This window comes from Vibrio sp. KUL78 (assembly GCF_059725505.1).
In genome coordinates, this window is sequence record NZ_AP045837.1 from 2,532,578 (window position 1) to 2,549,189 (window position 16,612).

At 46.2% G+C, this 16,612-nt stretch carries 14 protein-coding genes; 5 read left to right on the plus strand and 9 right to left on the minus strand.

All coding sequences use genetic code 11. The features are described from left to right. Positions 1–633: 633 nt before the first annotated feature. Complete coding sequence (locus AC6I8Y_RS11740; protein WP_498020237.1) at positions 634–1,488, minus strand: helix-turn-helix transcriptional regulator; 855 nt, start codon at positions 1,486–1,488, stop codon at positions 634–636. Between the two features lie 458 nt (positions 1,489–1,946). Between AC6I8Y_RS11740 and AC6I8Y_RS11745 the strand changes: the two genes are divergently transcribed. Beyond that, positions 1,947–3,173: an MFS transporter gene (locus AC6I8Y_RS11745; protein ID WP_498020238.1), complete on the plus strand. Its 1,227-nt coding sequence runs from the start codon at positions 1,947–1,949 to the stop codon at positions 3,171–3,173. Positions 3,174–3,226: 53 nt separating this feature from the next. Here AC6I8Y_RS11745 and AC6I8Y_RS11750 read toward each other — a convergent pair whose 3' ends face one another. The 4 genes from AC6I8Y_RS11750 to AC6I8Y_RS11765 all read right to left on the minus strand — a co-directional run bounded on the left by AC6I8Y_RS11750 (position 3,227) and on the right by AC6I8Y_RS11765 (position 5,880). Then, the gene (locus tag AC6I8Y_RS11750) at positions 3,227–4,207 is read right to left on the minus strand and encodes a Gfo/Idh/MocA family protein (protein ID WP_394150535.1); all 981 of its coding nucleotides are present in this window, start codon (positions 4,205–4,207) and stop codon (positions 3,227–3,229) included. Positions 4,208–4,377: 170 nt separating this feature from the next. Beyond that, entirely contained in the window at positions 4,378–4,899 is a 522-nt protein-coding gene (locus AC6I8Y_RS11755) for an NADPH-dependent FMN reductase (protein WP_394150537.1), read from the minus strand. Positions 4,900–5,045: 146 nt separating this feature from the next. Then, positions 5,046–5,309, minus strand: coding sequence for a YfcL family protein (locus tag AC6I8Y_RS11760; RefSeq protein WP_234495455.1), 264 nt, complete (start codon positions 5,307–5,309; stop codon positions 5,046–5,048). 40 nt (positions 5,310–5,349) lie between these two features. Further along, complete coding sequence (locus AC6I8Y_RS11765; protein WP_042478523.1) at positions 5,350–5,880, minus strand: elongation factor P hydroxylase; 531 nt, start codon at positions 5,878–5,880, stop codon at positions 5,350–5,352. Positions 5,881–6,115: 235 nt separating this feature from the next. Between AC6I8Y_RS11765 and AC6I8Y_RS11770 the strand changes: the two genes are divergently transcribed. Together AC6I8Y_RS11770 and AC6I8Y_RS11775 are read left to right on the plus strand one after the other, a co-directional pair. Beyond that, positions 6,116–6,739, plus strand: coding sequence for a trimeric intracellular cation channel family protein (locus AC6I8Y_RS11770; protein ID WP_128649468.1), 624 nt, complete (start codon positions 6,116–6,118; stop codon positions 6,737–6,739). 207 nt (positions 6,740–6,946) lie between these two features. Beyond that, the gene (locus AC6I8Y_RS11775) at positions 6,947–7,387 is read left to right on the plus strand and encodes a glycine zipper family protein (protein WP_498018317.1); all 441 of its coding nucleotides are present in this window, start codon (positions 6,947–6,949) and stop codon (positions 7,385–7,387) included. Positions 7,388–7,461: 74 nt separating this feature from the next. Here the strand turns inward: AC6I8Y_RS11775 and fusA are convergent, their stop codons facing one another. The 3 genes from fusA to prmB form a co-directional block, all read right to left on the minus strand. Continuing rightward, on the minus strand, positions 7,462–9,477 hold the full coding sequence (gene fusA, locus AC6I8Y_RS11780) for an elongation factor G (protein ID WP_498020239.1): 2,016 nt from the start codon (positions 9,475–9,477) through the stop codon (positions 7,462–7,464). A 568-nt stretch (positions 9,478–10,045) separates the two neighbouring features. Continuing rightward, positions 10,046–11,131 (minus strand): chorismate synthase, encoded by a 1,086-nt coding sequence (gene aroC / locus AC6I8Y_RS11785; protein ID WP_498020240.1) that lies wholly within the window; start codon positions 11,129–11,131, stop codon positions 10,046–10,048. A gap of 216 nt (positions 11,132–11,347) precedes the next feature. Further along, positions 11,348–12,280, minus strand: coding sequence for a 50S ribosomal protein L3 N(5)-glutamine methyltransferase (gene prmB, locus AC6I8Y_RS11790; RefSeq protein WP_498020241.1), 933 nt, complete (start codon positions 12,278–12,280; stop codon positions 11,348–11,350). Positions 12,281–12,342: 62 nt separating this feature from the next. Here prmB and smrB point away from each other — a divergent pair, with 62 nt between their 5' ends. Next, positions 12,343–12,873 (plus strand): endonuclease SmrB, encoded by a 531-nt coding sequence (gene smrB, locus AC6I8Y_RS11795; RefSeq protein ID WP_042478558.1) that lies wholly within the window; start codon positions 12,343–12,345, stop codon positions 12,871–12,873. Positions 12,874–12,953: 80 nt separating this feature from the next. On the opposite strand, the gene sixA is transcribed toward smrB, so the two are convergent. Beyond that, positions 12,954–13,418, minus strand: a complete 465-nt coding sequence (gene sixA / locus AC6I8Y_RS11800; protein ID WP_252011598.1) for a phosphohistidine phosphatase SixA — start codon at positions 13,416–13,418, stop codon at positions 12,954–12,956. 367 nt (positions 13,419–13,785) lie between these two features. On the opposite strand from sixA, the gene AC6I8Y_RS11805 reads away from it, so the two are divergent. Continuing rightward, positions 13,786–16,569 carry an insulinase family protein gene (locus AC6I8Y_RS11805; RefSeq protein ID WP_498020242.1) on the plus strand — a complete coding sequence of 928 codons (2,784 nt, stop codon included), beginning with the start codon at positions 13,786–13,788 and terminating at the stop codon, positions 16,567–16,569. The last annotated feature ends 43 nt before the right edge of the window (positions 16,570–16,612 follow it).

The window sequence follows — 16,612 nt, forward strand, 5'->3', positions numbered from 1 at the left end:
GTTTTATTATTGCATCCATGACTTCTTTGTAGGATTGCTAGAACGGCCAGCATTTTAGAATTATTTAGCTTAAAAAATGAGCACAAAATTCTAAATCCATACAAAGATTGCGGACCACATTACCAATCTTCAAAGGAATTTGCCATATTTTTGTAGCAAAAATGGCATAATTCTCCTGAGCCTAATAAAAATTAGGTAAAAGCTCTGCAACATAGTCCAAAGGCGATATTTTCCTTCTATTTAGAAAATTATCACCAGAAATATATATTGATAGTTCTAAAATCAAATCATTAAACAGCACAATCCTCCATAAAAGGAACGACATATTTAACAATTCGTTTTCATTTTACCGACCCGCCAGAATTATCAAACACCACAAAAAATCCAAACGTGAACAAAGTCACATTCGAACTGACACGTTGAGTTCATCCTAGGATTGAGATCACAAAAAAAACCCGATCTCTGACTACCAAGAGATCGGGTAAACTGATGGCGCCACGCGGCTCAAGCGTGCGCTCAGATAAGGAGATGTGTCACTAGCAAGCGCTGTTCGAAGGCGGTTACTGGTTCCAACACCCACTATGTTAAATATATTTAACATTTAACCCAATAACCCTTATAGGGGACGATTCACTAGTGAACGTTCTTACCACCAAAGTAAACCGTAAGTGGATCGATATTGCTATCTGCAGGCACCGTCGATGCCGCCTCTAAGAACAACGAAAACAGCTCTGATTGGGAAGATATTTTTAACTTATTGTGAATACGCTTTCGATACACCTTGACCGTCTCAGTGCTCACCTCTAATAGAGGCGCAATAGCCTTGGTAGAGTATCCTTGCAACACCAGTTGCGTTACCTGACACTCCCTCTCGCTCAAGAAGTCTTTACCAAAGTTACTAAAAATATCATTCAATTGATGCCCAATGGTGCGCTGCTCAGGGTGGCCAACCTCAAAGTGCTTGCAGATGGCGCACTGAATCAGACGATAAAACGTGTTTAAACGTTTGAGCTCATCGACTTCAACATCTGCTTTGTTCCGCAGCCCAATCGAGAGCACCAAGCAAAACTCATCGTTGCAGCTAGAGATAATCCCTATTTCTTTTTGCAAGCCTGTCTGCTTGTAGATCTTGTTGTAGTAGTCACTGCTGTAAAACTCATCGGGAGCAATATCTTCTAAGCGAAATATCCCTTGACGGACTCCCCTTCTAATTAACTGATAGAAAGGATCGAGAACCATCGCTCCCATAAAGTCTTTGTCGATGACTTGGTCTTTGAAGTAACTCGAGTCGTTATGAAGCACCACAGGCGCCTTGTCGGTACTGAAGCTCATCACCACCAAGCTATCGTAGTCGACGAGTGCGGTAGCAAGTTCAGATAAACGGTCTAGAAAATCGCTCTCTCCGATAGAGGCAATCAAGGGAGGATAGTATTGATTGAACTCCGACCAAGCCTCTACGCTCTCGGACTGTGTTTTGGTCTCAGACATAGACACTCCTTATCTTAACTTCACATGCCTATTCAATTACCATGCTTCTCAATGTCAGCTCAAGTGAGCGATCCTTGACCCTCCAGAGGATTAAACGCGTCAGCATTAGATCTATTCGAATCATCGATTGGAATGCATAATTGAGTATATTATTTCTAACATCCTGACAAAAATAGTTGCTGATAAAAAGTAAATTACCCCCGATTTAAAGGGATACCTTCAAGTTTCTCGTCACAATGTGCTCACGGCTTCAAATATTCGATCAGCTTGTAACCCGAATGGGTGACACGCTAAAGCAGCGAACTTTTGCTCATCATCACAAGGCTTTTGACATGAAACACAACAATTACACTAATTAACATTTCTGTAACCCAAATGGGTACTTCAGTCATTGCTAAAAAATGCTCACTATTAACATATCTATAACAAAGCTGTTCTAGGATGGATAGGAGCTTAGTATGCTAAAAAACCTTGTTAGCCCAACACGGACGATCGACTCAAAGGCGCTCATCATCGCCGCCATGATGCTGGTGATGTTTGCCCCCAACGCGTTTAACTTTTTACCCTTTATGCTCGGTGGCGCCGCTGAAGCCATGGCACTAGATGATGCTCAGATAGAAAGCATCGCCATGTATGAACTCCTCGCCACTGCACTCTCTTCTCTACTCTTCTCTTTACTTCTTATTCGTCGCGTAAATTGGCGATACATCGGTTATCTCGCGGCCATCGCACTTATTGCCGGTAACTACATGAGCATGACCGCACAAGATTTCGATAGCTTTATCGCAAGTCGCCTACTTGCTGGTAGTGGACAAGGCATCGGCTACTCACTCGGTCTTGTTGGTATGAGTGTTACCAAACATCCAGGACGTAACTTTGGTTACATGATTGCCGCGCTGAACGTTTGGCTCATCACTTGGTTCATTCTTATTCCAGAGTTGATGGCAGAGTTCGGTCTTAATGCGCTGTACCAATTCTTTATGTTTGCGTCAGCACCTTGCTTGGTGGCCTTTTGGTTTTACCCAGACAACGGACGCGTCGAGAAAGACAAGCAGATTTCGACCGCACATGGCGACACAGTCGACAAGAAGAAGTACGTTGTGCCTATGATTTGGGTTGGCGGTGCGTTCTTGGTGTATAGCTTGAGTCTTGGCATCATCTACCCTTACATCGAAATTATTGGCGCAGACATGCAAGCTTCCACAGAAGATGTTGGTCTAGTGTTGGCGGTCGGTTCAGTAATGGCAGTCATTGGTGGCATCCTAACGGCTGTCGTAGATAAAAAATACAGCCATACCACCATTATTGTATCTCTGAGTGTAATTAATGCCGCTGTCTGTTTTGGAATGGCAAGCACAAACGACACCACCTCGTTTTTAGGCTTCTCTGCCTTCTACATTATGCTGTGGAATATGATGTACGCCCGTTACTACACAGCACTGGCAACTACCGATAAATCGGGCTACTTCAGCTCTTATGGCCCAGAGATCGGTACCGTTGGTCTTGCAGCAGGTCCAATTGTGGCACAAGCGGCGACGGCAACGGGTGATTTCCAGGGACAAGTTGGCGTGGGTGCGGTGTGTATCGTAGTGGCGACCGTGATGGTGTTTATCGGATTGGGTAAGTCAAAGATTATTGACAACGGCATGGCAACACGAGACCGCTCAGGACATCAAAAAGCTTAGCTCTGAAGTTAATCAAGCAAAGAGTCGGACCCACTGCCCGACTCTTTGCTTTTCTATTCGCTGTCCGCAGGAAACACAACGCCAGTCTGACGGCGAACTTCGGTAATAATTTTAGCTATGGTGAGTGAGCGCTGTGTTGCATCAGCCTCCATTTCACCCTTTTCCACTGCTGCAGCAAAAGCTAAAGCCTCATACATCATACTGTTGTCAACCTGCTCAACACTGACTGATTGACGTTCACCATTTCGCACTTGCAGTTCAAAGCCATTACATTCTGAGAAATCTGGCAGTATCAGACTCCCCTCTTCACCTTGTACTTCACTCGTTGAGTAACTGTTGCTTACTTTAGAGTGGCTTAATGTCACATCAAAATCAGGGTAACGTAGAAGAACGCTACCGTGGGCATCGACACCGGACTCTAACAAATGCGCACTGGCTTGCACCTGGCTTGGCGCTCCAAACAACTCCACCGCCGCAGCCACCGAGTAGAAACCGATATCCATAATCGAGCCGTTCGAGAACTCTGGATTAAAGGTATTTGGATTCTCACCATCTAAGTACTTTTGATAGCGAGAGGAGTATTGGCAGTAGGTTAAGTGCGCTTTATGCAGCTTACCCAAACTCAGTAACGATTTCTTGGCTTCAATAAAGTTAGGTAGATAAGCGGTTTTAAACGCCTCCATCAACACCACATTGTTTGCTTTGGCTACCTCAAACATTCGCTCAACCTCGGCGAGGTTTGATGCCATCGGCTTTTCACAAATAATGTGTTTACCGGCTGACATTAACTCAGTCGCTTGAACGCAATGAAGGCTGTTTGGCGATGCAATGTAGACTGCGTCAATCTCTTCACTTTGTCCTAGCGCTTGTATTGAATCGAAGAACAAGTTTGCGCCTAAAGGGGCACCAAACTCTTGCGCTTTAGCTAAGGAACGTGAATAGACACCGCGGATAACGTATTTTTCCGATTGTAAGGCAGCCTGAGCAAACTTTTCACTTATCCAGTTTGTGCCAATAATTGCTAGCTGGAGCATAGATATTCCTTTGTTTATCATTCTATTTTTTGCTCTGGCTAGAGTACTCTCTGAATCTAGGAATGCCAATATCGAGCGCGAATGTTCTCACAGAGTTTTGATACAGAATCAATTGAAGGGCTTAACCTAAAACAAAGGCGCCCATTGAGGCGCCTTGGTTTCAATTACTATTACAGCTGTTTTATCGCTGACTCTATCTTGTCTATCAGTACGCTGTCGATTAGTTTGCCTGCTTCTAGGTCGAACACATCATAAAAGCTTGGTACAGAAACACTCGCTTTAACATTGCCACCAAAATACGGGGCAGAATTCGTCGCTGCCGCTAGAACATTCGAGGCGCCGCCTGGTCCTGGTGATGTCGCGAGATACAGTGCAGGAATTCCTTTGAACACCTCGCGGTCAATGCGCGTCGCCCAATCGAACAAGTTCTTGTAGGCTGCTGGGTGATGACCGTTATGCTCAGCGAAGGAAATCACCAAGGCATCTGCTCGTTGAATCGCTTCTAGAAATGCTTTCGCACCCTCAGCCTGACCAATCTCTTTCTCTTTATCTTCTGAAAATAGCGGAACGTCAAACTGAGCAAGGTCGAGCACCTCGACGTCAGCGCCTTCAATTAATCCGGCAGCATACGTTGCTAGAGCTTTGTTGATAGAAGTGCTGCTGGTGCTTGCGCCAAATGCGATAACTTTCATAACAGATTCCTTTTTAATCACAACGCGTTATGCGTTTCGTATTGATGCTTAAAGGTTAATCTATCTCCACATTACAACAAGAGCGGCGATCTAATCTAGTTCATCAAATTTTTCGAACAAGCACTGGTTAACGCGATATAAAACGACTAGATAGCCGACTGCAATTCTGTCCAAAGATCATTAACAATGATACGGTCAGCTGGTGTCAGTTCAGATTTAGCGTCATCAAGGCTTGCTTGGATACGTGTTTTAAATTCACCGAGATCTGATACGCCTTCTTCTTCACAAGACGCGGCTGACAGTGAAATGTGCCCGCGTAAATAGCCACCAGCAAACAGTTCATCGTCGGATGCGTCCTGGATGCGCGAGTCGATGGTTTCAAGTAGTTTTTCTTCGTATTCAATAATCATGTTGAGGCTCAGATTTGTTTTTGATTTAAGTCGTCCGCCGTTAGCGAACCACGAATGTATTGTGAGAAAGCTCTGGTGTTTTGTAAAAGGCTCGTAACGCCTCAGATAGCATTTTCACGCGAAGCGGAATACCGGCTTCTAAAATGCTCAGTACTTCAGCGTGCACTTTTTGCATGAAGCCAACGCGGTCGGGTTCAAAATCACCACTTAAGTTATCGCAGCTCACCGTAAACGGAAAACCGGCACTTGCTGAAAGTATCCACTCATAAGCTTGAGGACGAATTTCAACCTTCTCAAACTCGCTTTGGACCTCTTGGGTGCGACCATCAGGATGATACCAATAGCCAAAGTCTTCTAGAAGTCTTCTCTCCGGCCCCGCGACACACCAATGAGCTATCTCATGCAGCGCCGACGCATAGAAGCCTCTAGCAAAAATAATGCGATGAAAGTCTACCTTATCATCAGCTGGCAGATAAATAGGCTCATCACCACCGAGCTCCAACTTGGTTCGGTAGTCATCAAAAAAGGTGTGATTAAAAATGGAAATCAGGTCTTGGTACTGGTGGTGCATATCAGTGTTGAGTCAATAACGATTGCCGATATTGTGTATGGATTCGACCTTAAGGTAAAGCGCAAACTACTGGAGTGTTAAAAAAAGCCAAGCTCGAGGAAATCCCATTGCTATTTTCTCACTAAAAACATTAGTTAAACTAATCCTAAAAACGTTTGCGCTACAAAACATTTCATTCGTCAAAATTCGACCTAATCACTACACTGTCGCATCTTAAATTTTCGAGTATTGTGTTATGTTGCTTACCGTCTTATATATCATTGGCATCACAGCAGAAGCGATGACAGGCGCCCTAAGCGCTGGTCGCCGCAATATGGATTGGTTTGGAGTTATGCTTGTTGCCAGTGCAACGGCGATTGGTGGCGGTACCGTTCGTGATATTTTGTTGGGTCACTATCCCCTTGGTTGGGTAAAGCACCCCGAGTTTCTCGCCATCACTTGTCTTGCAGGTGTACTCACCACTGGACTTGCCAAATGGATTATAAAATTTAAAGGTGTGTTCTTGAGGCTAGATGCCTTGGGTTTGATTGTGTTCACCATTATCGGGACCAATGTTGGTCTGAGCATGGGACTACACCCTTTTATTTGTGTCGTTTCAGGCCTAGTCACGGGCGTGTTTGGTGGTTTGCTGCGTGACTTGATCTGTCGTCAAACACCTTTAGTTCTGCATCAAGAGCTATACGCTTCGATCTCCGTTGTTGCTGCCTGCTTGTATTTAGGGCTTCTGGAATACGGCTTGTCAACGCTGTCCACGACCATCATCACCCTGGTTGTCGGATACAGTTTACGTATGGCTGCCGTGCGCTTTAAGTGGCGTTTGCCTTCTTTCCAGCTGGACAGTGAAGAAGCGTTACACTAATTCTATTCTCAAGCTGATATTTATAACTTAAATATCAGCTTTCTTGCCTCCCCTATCGTTCTATATTTCTCCTGTGGTTATAGTATTTGTCATCCAAGGCAATCACAACAAAGCGCTCAAATCACTAAGCGCACTAACATACAGGTAAAGAACATGCTTTCATCAAAACTGTTTACATCGAAAACACTTAAAGCGTTTGCCCTAGTTATGGCACTGTTCGCAACAGGATGTGCATCGAATAAAGCCACGGATGATGAAACAGCAAACCGTAACGAAGCTCGTAACCGTGGTGCCATTGGTGGCGCTCTCATTGGTGTGACCGCAGGTGTCCTAACCGGCAGCCCAGAGGTTGCGGTTAAAGCGGGTACCGCCGGTGCCGTTGCGGGTGGTGTATCAGGCTCAATGAAAGACACGGCCGAAGCACGTGAAACAGAACGAACCGAGATCTTAGCCGAGAGCCTACAAAAAGACACTCGTTCAGACTCAGAAAAACGTGTCGCTGAGCTAGAAGCAGAGATTCGAGTTAAAGAGCTAGAGAAGCAGATCGCAGAGATGGAAAAACAAGAAGCGGAGATGGAAGAGCAAGAGGCAAACTCAACGACGACATCAACGTCAGCATCTCAGCCTGAAGAAGATAACAAGTCCTAACACGTCCATGGCTAGTAAAAAATTGAGGCGTAAAAGAATTAGCCCCAACTTATCATGAGTTGGGGCTAGTTTTATCAGTCTTGTGCCTCACAAACACGGCTCTGAATAGTTGGTGGTGCAGGCTCATAATGACTCAACGTCATACTGAAACGCCCTTCTCCACCGGTTAGCGCTTTGAGTCTGCGAGAGTAGTTTTGAAGTTCATTGATAGGTGACTTAGCCACGAGGATCGTACTGCCATAGGTTCCCTGCTCACTTCCCACAATCAAACCACGGTTGGCAGATAAGTCTCCTGAAACATCACCAACACACTGAGTTGGGATCTCAAGTGACAGGTCAACAATAGGCTCAAGCACGATAGGTCCCGCCGCCTCTACGGCTTGCAAGAAGGCTTTTTTACCCGCGATAACAAACGCGATTTCTTTAGAATCGACCGAGTGATACTTGCCATCAAATACCGTGACTTCAATATCCTTGATTGGGTTACCCGATATCGCCCCTTCTTCCAACGCCTGAATGATCCCTTTCTCGACCGCCGGAATTAATGCGGTTGGAATCGCACCGCCTACAACTTTGTTCACAAACTTAAAGCCAGCTCCCCTTTCTAATGGACGCACTTTAAGCTGCACTTCACCAAACTGCCCTGCGCCACCACTCTGTTTTTTATGACGGTATTGAGCTTCAGCTGGCTTAGTAATGGTTTCAAAGTACTCAACACTAGGCTGACTGGTTTCGACATCAAGCTTGAACACTTGCTGCATCTTCTCTAAGGCAATCTTAAGATGGAATTCACCCTGTCCGCTCAGCACCGTCTCATTAGTGCGCGTGCGGTGTTCGATTTTAAGCGATGGGTCTTCTGCGGCAATCTTAGTCAATACATCTGACAGTTTTTGCTCGTCACCCCGTTTTTTGGGTTTGAGTGTAAGACTGTACATAGATTCTGGGAAATTAAGCGTTTTAAACTCAACACCATCTTCATCATGGGAGTCATGAATGACCGAATCAAACGCCAAGTCATCCACCTTAACCAAGACACACAGATCACCTGCTTTTGCACTATTGATTTCTTGACGTTTCTTACCTTGCAGGTTGTATAGGTGTCCAACCTTAAAGGCTTTGCTGCTGTCACCAATGAACAGCTGACTGCCTGCGGTGATCTCGCCTTGAAACACGCGGACATAAGCCAATTTGCCCATATATGGGTCGACATTGACCTTGTAAACATGCGCAACGGTATGGTCACGTTTATCACAGTCGATAGAAACTAGCTCACCGTTTTTCTCAAGCATCGGAGGGTTACCCTCATCGGGCATTGGCATGATTTCAGCTAGCGTACGAAGCAATAGCTCGCAGCCTGCGCCTGTATCTGAAGAGACAAAACACACCGGTACCACATGACCTGTGCGTAATGCTTTTTCAAACGGATCGTGCAGCTGCTCTGGAGTCAGTTCAGAGCCTTGCTCTAAGTACAGCTCCATCAAAGATTCATCCATTTCTACAACTTGGTCGACAAGTAACTCATGAGCCTCATCGACACCACTGAACAGGGTACTTTGCTCTGGATTAGGCTCGAAATAACAGTCGACAACGTCTGCTGGTTTGTCCGACGGTAGATTGATAGGAAGACATTGGGCGCCAAACCTTTGCTCGATCTCTTCTAATAGCGCTAAGATTTTGTCTGGATTTTGATCGATCTTGTTGACGATCACCATCTGGCATTTTTTCTGCTGCTGCGCGAACTGGAACAAGCGTTCCGACACTTGGTTGATTGCAAGCCCTGCATCGAGCACCAATGCTGTCGCTTCAACCGCAGGGAATATGCTCAAGGTACGCCCAAGCAGTTCCGCTTGCCCCGGGGTGTCGATGATGTTCATCTGGTGCTTATGCCAAGAAAGGGTAACGGGGGTCGCTTCAACGCTATGTTGATAGTGAATAGACTGGTCATCAAAGTCGGTAATGGTATCGCCATCTTCGACGTGACCTAAGTTGTTAATCGCGTGGGACTCGTAAAGCAGACGTTCAATCAAGCTGGTTTTGCCAGTTCCTGTTTGACCGACAAAGGCAATATTTCTAATTTCATGTTGAGACATAAAGAGCTCCTTAAATGATTGGAAACAAGCACAGTTACATTGAGTCGGCGGTTACCCGCCTACTCGTCTTCCAAGTCATTTTTCGGATCCTTCTGTCCAAATAAATGCACTCCCCAGCAATGGTTGAGTGTTTAGTTTGAACCTATACCCATACAATTATTGTGACTAATTTCATAACGTCTGGATTTTGGGGTATTTATTGCTCAAGACGTGATTTGGGACAAAAAAAGCCCTGCTGTTAATGAGCAGAGCTTTAGGTAGTTTTTAGTTGAAACAGCTGTCTTTAGTATTGCCACCCATACCCAATCACTCCGTCATTCCACTGGCCATGCGCCTGCGTAGGCAGGAATCTATTTGAGGCTTGCTGGCCGCTTTGAGAAGACCCCTGCCTGCGCAGGGGTGACGATATATTGGGTCCGTGGAGGTAACAATGTGTGGGATAACGACAAACTCTAAAACACCGTCATTCCTGCGCAGGCAGGAATCTACTCGAGGCTTGGTGCTCGCTTTGAGAAGACCCCTGCCTGCGCAGGGGGTGACGGTATATTTGGTATGGTATGTTGAGCTGTTAAATCACTGGTGTTTCTGTTTGCACGCCGTGGTTTTGACCACGATGGCGCAACAAATGATCCAGCAATACAATCGCCAGCATAGCTTCTGCAATTGGCACTGCGCGAATGCCTACACATGGGTCGTGGCGACCTTTAGTGATCAATTGCGTTGGCTCCCCAGTTTTAGTAATCGTCTCACCCGGTACCGTGATGCTCGACGTCGGTTTTAGCGCGATATTGGCAACAATATCTTGACCGGTTGAGATACCACCTAAAATACCACCAGCGTGATTGCTCGTGAAACCTTCAGGTGTCAGTGGGTCACGGTGTTCGCTGCCCTTTTGATTAACAACATCAAAGCCATCACCAATCTCAACACCTTTTACCGCGTTGATACTCATTAGTGCGTGAGCAATGTCTGCATCTAGGCGGTCGAAGATTGGCTCGCCAAGACCAACAGGTACGTTGGTAGCAACAACTTGCAGCTTAGCGCCGATAGAATCGCCTTGCTTTTTAAGATCACGAATAAGCTGGTCAAATGCTTCTACTTTGTCGACATCTGGACAGAAAAACGCGTTATTCTCGATTTCATCCCAATCTACCTTGTCGATAGATACATCACCCATTTGCGATAGGTAAGCGCGGATTTCAACACTGAACTCTTGCTTAAGGTACTTCTTAGCAATCGCACCTGCAGCAACACGCATCGCCGTTTCGCGTGCCGATGAACGGCCGCCCCCACGATAGTCACGAACACCATACTTCTGATGGTAGGTGTAATCCGCATGACCTGGGCGGAACTTATCTTTGATCTCTGAGTAATCTTTTGAACGTTGGTCTGTGTTCTCAATTAACAGGCCAATGGATGTACCTGTCGTTTGTCCTTCAAACACACCAGAAAGAATCTTCACTTCATCTGGTTCACGTCGCTGAGTCGTGTATTTCGATGTACCTGGACGACGACGATCTAAGTCAACTTGCAGATCGGCTTCCGTGATTTCCAACCCAGGAGGGCAACCGTCCACCACACAGCCGAGTGCGATGCCGTGACTCTCACCAAATGTGGTTACACGAAAATGTTGTCCGATGCTATTTCCTGCCATTACTTCCTCTGTCTGTCCGAACAAGCGCGATGTCTATTGCGAATCTCTCAACAATTTATGCTAAGTGAAGCTAAGATTGAGTGTGAGCGCTTGTCCTTTGCTTGTCTATTCTTCGTGGATTCATAGTGACGACAAAGGCAGACGATGTAAACCCCCAAACAAAAAAACGCTGCAATTCTCATTGCAGCGTTTTTCAATCTCAGAGTCATCTCAGAATTAGTCTTTGTAAATCGAAAACTCTTCTGCGTGCTCAACAAGCTGTTCACGAGTCAACATAAACACACCGTGACCGCCGTTTGCGAACTCAATCCAAGTGAATGGGATATGCGGATACTGTTCCATCATATGCACCATCGAGTTACCCACTTCACAGATAAGAATACCGTCATCTGTTAGATAGTCAGGCGCATTTGAGAGAATGCGACGTACCAGTTTAAGACCATCAGTACCTGCTGCAAGGCCCAGTTCTGGCTCGTGCGTGAACTCTTCTGGGAGTGAGTTCATGTCTTCTTCGTCCACGTAAGGTGGGTTAGAAACAATTAGGTTGTATTTCTCTTTCGGCAGATCGCGGAAGAGATCAGAGCGAATAGGGAACACTTGCTGCTCTAAACCATGGTCTTGAACGTTTTGCTCAGCAACTTCTAGGGCATCTATTGAAATGTCAATCGCATCAACCTCAGCATCTGGGAAGGCATGCGCGCATGCAATCGCAATACAGCCACTGCCCGTACATAGGTCCATAATGCGCACTGGCTCTTCTGCCAACCAAGGTTGGAACTCAGCTTCAATCATTTCACCGATTGGTGAGCGTGGCACCAACACGCGCTCATCAACAAAGAACTCAAGACCGCAGAACCATGCTTTGTTAGTTAGGTAAGCTGTTGGGGTGCGGTCGTTGATACGTTTAATTACACGCTCAACAACACGCAAACGCTCGCTACTGGTCAAGCGCGAGTTTAAAACATGTGGTGGCACGTCAATCGGTAAGTACAGCGTTGGCAGGATTAGCTGAACCGCTTCATCCCAAGCATTATCAGTGCCGTGGCCGTAAAAAAGACCTGCTGCATTGAATCGACTAACGGTCCAACGAATCAAGTCTTGAAGTGTGTGAAGCTCAGAAACGGCTTCTTCCACAAAAATCTTATCCAAAATTGCCTCCAAAAAGCGCTACAATACTGCCAATCTAGATGTTTATTGAGTTGTCCCAGTCTATGAGCAAAAAAGACACCAACGCTGATGACGATTTCGCCCTATTTAGGGATGCAGTACAAGGCGTAAAAAAGTTGCAACAGGATACCATAGTCCAGCAGCCAAACAGAAATAAGAAACAAAAAGAACAGAAAAGAACCAACCGAGAAGCCAAAGATGCTGAGTTTTACTTCTCGGACGAGTTTGTTCCGCACCTAAGTGACGAGGGACCCACCCGTTACGCTCGCGATGACGTGTCGACTTATGAAGTGAAGCGCTTGCGCCGTGGTGTGTATGTACCGGACGTGTTTTTAGATATGCACGGGATGACGCAGCAAGAAGCGAAGCGTGAGCTTGGTGCGATGATTGCGCACTGCGTAAAGGAAAACATTCACTGTGCCTGCGTCATGCACGGCATCGGCAAGCACATACTTAAGCAGAAAGCGCCGCTTTGGCTAGCTCAGCACCCAGACGTGATGGCGTTCCACCAAGCTCCGCTGGAATTCGGTGGCGATGGCGCTCTCTTGGTCTTGTTATCCATTCCAGAGAAATAATCAGCACCTAGGGCGACACCAGCAAAGGGCGTCGCCTTATTTAGTATGCTGATCACTATAAGCAACGCAGAAAAATTAGACTATGGGTGAATGTGCCAAAGCACTTCGCCTTGTCTTCTTTCCACATCATAGTCAATGCAGACCATGCCGGACGTCGGGAACATTGGCGCACTGATGTCACCCACAAACTCCGCTGTCAAATAGCCGACCAAAGGTAAGTGAGAGACAAGCAAGATAGATTCTAGGTTTTCAACCTCAGCGATTGCAGAGACAAACTCCACCACGTTTTCTGCTTGTCCGTACGGCGTTATGTCATCGGATGTGACCACATCATCACTGCTAAACTCGCTGCTAATGGCAGCCCACGTTTGTTGAGCACGTAGATAAGGGCTAACTAGTACTTTATCAAAACGACCATAGCCTTGCTGTTTGCAAGCTCTCGCGACCACGACTGAGTTCTCTTTGCCGTGAGACGTTAATGCTCGTTGTTCGTCTGTTGGAGCATAATGAACCGCTTCCCCGTGACGCATTATAAACACTTTCATATGAATACCCGCCTGTTCGATGGCATTTCTGAGCCGCCATCTCTAGCGTTACGACCCTATCTTTGTATACGCAAATTACCTAGAAAGGTTACCTGCTCAATTATTAACTAGGGTATATACTTATTTAAAAAAATTAATTATATCAATTCACTTGCTAAAGGCTTCGACTTTCTTAACAATTTACAATGTCACACTAAAAAAGTTTGTAACTTAGTTTGCCAGTCTCTTATTGAATGATTGTAATTAAGTATTGGTGCATTCTGTTAGTACCAATAGTGAGACATCGCCTTAGTAGCCAGACGCTTGGTTAAGCAGTCCAAACCATCGCTTAATCTGGACAAGCCATCGCTTATTCTGGAGAAGATACGTGCATATAAGTCCAAATGATAATCGCTCATATCGCTACCTCACGCTAAACAATGAGTTACGCGTGCTGCTCATTCAAGATGAGCAAGCCCAAAAGTCCGCGGCTGCGCTCGCCGTTAACGTTGGCCATTTCGACGATCCCTCTGATCGCGAAGGCCTAGCGCATTACCTAGAACACATGTTGTTTTTGGGCACAGAAAAATACCCAAAAGTTGGCGAGTTTCAGTCTTTTATCAGCCAACATGGTGGCAGCAATAACGCTTGGACAGGTACCGAGCACACCTGCTATTTCTTTGATATCTACCCGAATGCTTTTGAAAAAGGGCTCGATCGTTTCAGTCAGTTTTTCACCGCGCCCCTGTTTAATGAAGAAGCGTTAGACAAAGAGCGCCAAGCCGTAGACTCCGAGTACAAACTCAAACTCAATGAGGATGGCCGCAGACTCTATCAAGTGCAAAAAGAGACCATCAATCCTGCGCACCCGTTTTCTAAGTTCTCGGTAGGGAATGTAGAAACACTCGCTGACCGTAATGGTAAAACTATTCGCGACGAGATCCTCGCCTTTCACCGCGATCAGTATTCAGCCGATATTATGACATTGGCTATGATTGGACCGCATGAGCTCGATGAGCTGGAACAGTGGGCTCAGGACAAATTCTCCGACATCACTAACAATTACCGCATTACTAAGTCGGTCGACGTTCCTTTTGTCACCGAAGAACATACCAAAGTCATGGTGCGCGTTGAGCCTGTTAAAGAGATCCGCAAGCTTATCTTGTCGTTCCCCTTCCCGGCAACGCATCAGCATTACCATCAAAAGCCGCTCTCCTATTTTGCCAACCTACTCGGTTATGAAGGCAAAGGAAGCTTAATGCTCTACCTCAAAGAACTGGGTTGGATTACATCCCTCTCGGCAGGTGGCGGAGCGTCTGGCAGTAACTACCGCGAATTCAGTATCAGCATGACTCTAACGCCTGTTGGGCTTGAACATGTTGATGAAATGATTCAGTCGGTATTTCAGTACATAGAGCTCATTAAAACTCAGGGGATGCAGGAATGGCGTTATCTTGAGAAACGAGCAGTCATGGAGTCTGCCTTCCAGTTCCAAGAGCCAGCAAGACAACTCGAGATGGTTAGTCACTTAGTGATGAACATGCAGCACTATGACGCAGATGATGTCATCTATGGCGACTACAAAATGGCAGGCTTCGATGAGGCGATGCTTGCAGAGTACGGCACTTTCTTTAGCACTGACAATCTAAAAGTCACCCTGGTGGCGAAAGATCAAGCGTATGATCGTGAAGCAAACTGGTACTTTACGCCCTACTCTGTCACCAAGTTTAGCGAGCAAGAGATCGCGTTTTTCAACCAGCAGCCTGAAAACGGCGAACTGCCTTTTGAGCTGCCTGAGAAAAACCCTTTCATCAACTACGACCTGTCGACCTACCCTTTAGAGGGCAGTGAAGAGCATCCGCAGCTTATCGAAGACCTAGACGGCTTTAGGCTATGGCACCTTCAAGATAGCCAGTTCAAGGTACCAAAAGGCGTTGTGTTTATTGCTATCGATAGCCCACATTCCGTTGCTTCGCCTCGCAATATTGTCATGACTCGCTTGTGTGTTGAGATGTTCCTCGACTCATTGTCTGAAGAGACCTATCCGGCTGAAGTCGCGGGTCTAAGCTACGATATGTACGCCCACCAAGGTGGCGTTACCCTATCTATCTCTGGATTTAGTAAGAAGCAGCCTCAATTGCTTGAGATGATTCTTAAACGATTTGCTTCGCGTGAATTTAACCCTGCGCGCTTTGAAAGCATCAAAGCTCAGATGATGAGAGGCTGGCGAAACTCAGCAAAAGATCGTCCGATTTCGCAGCTCTTTAACGCGATGACGGGCATTCTACAGCCTAACAATCCACCAAACCCTGTTTTGCTTGAGGCACTAGAAACCATATCGGTCGACGAGTTGCCGAGTTTCGTCCAGGCGATTTTGTCAGAGCTACATATAGATATGTTTGTCTATGGGGATTGGCACAAACAAGGTGCGCATGATATCGCCACTACGCTTAAAGATGCCCTTCGTATTCACAATCAAAAATACGAAGAGAGTCTAAGACCTCTTGTGATGCTTGGGCGCAGTGGCAGCTTCCAGAAAGAAGTGGATTGCGACCAAGACGATTCGGCGATTGTGGTTTACTACCAGTGTGAAGACATCAACCCGAGAAGTATCGCCTTGTATTCACTCGCCAACCATTTGATGTCAGCGACCTTCTTCCACGAGATCCGTACCAAACAGCAGCTTGGCTACATGGTAGGGACTGGCAATATGCCACTCAACCGTCACCCGGGTATTGTACTCTATGTGCAATCACCTAAAGCGGCACCTGCCGATCTGATTCGCTCCATAGATGAGTTTTTAAATGCGGTGTATATGGTCTTGCTTGAACTCAACGATTATCAATGGCACAGCAGCAAAAAAGGACTTTGGAACCAAATTTCCACCCCTGACACGACACTGCGAGGGCGTGCTCAACGCTTATGGGTAGCAATAGGCAATAAGGACACCAGCTTTAGCCAGCGTGAGAAAGTGCTTGAAGAGCTTAAGTCACTGACGCGTGCCGATATGATCCGCTTCGTTGTCAACGAGCTCAAACCTCGCACGGCAAACCGACTCATTATGCACAGCCAAGGCAAAGCGCATGTGGATGCCGCTAAGCTCGAACTAGGACGCGAGATTGGCTCTATCGAAGAGTTTCAGCTCCGACCGAAAGATACTGACCTAGGATAAAAAAACACCCCCTCTTTCGAGGGGGTGAATGTTTGTAGACCCT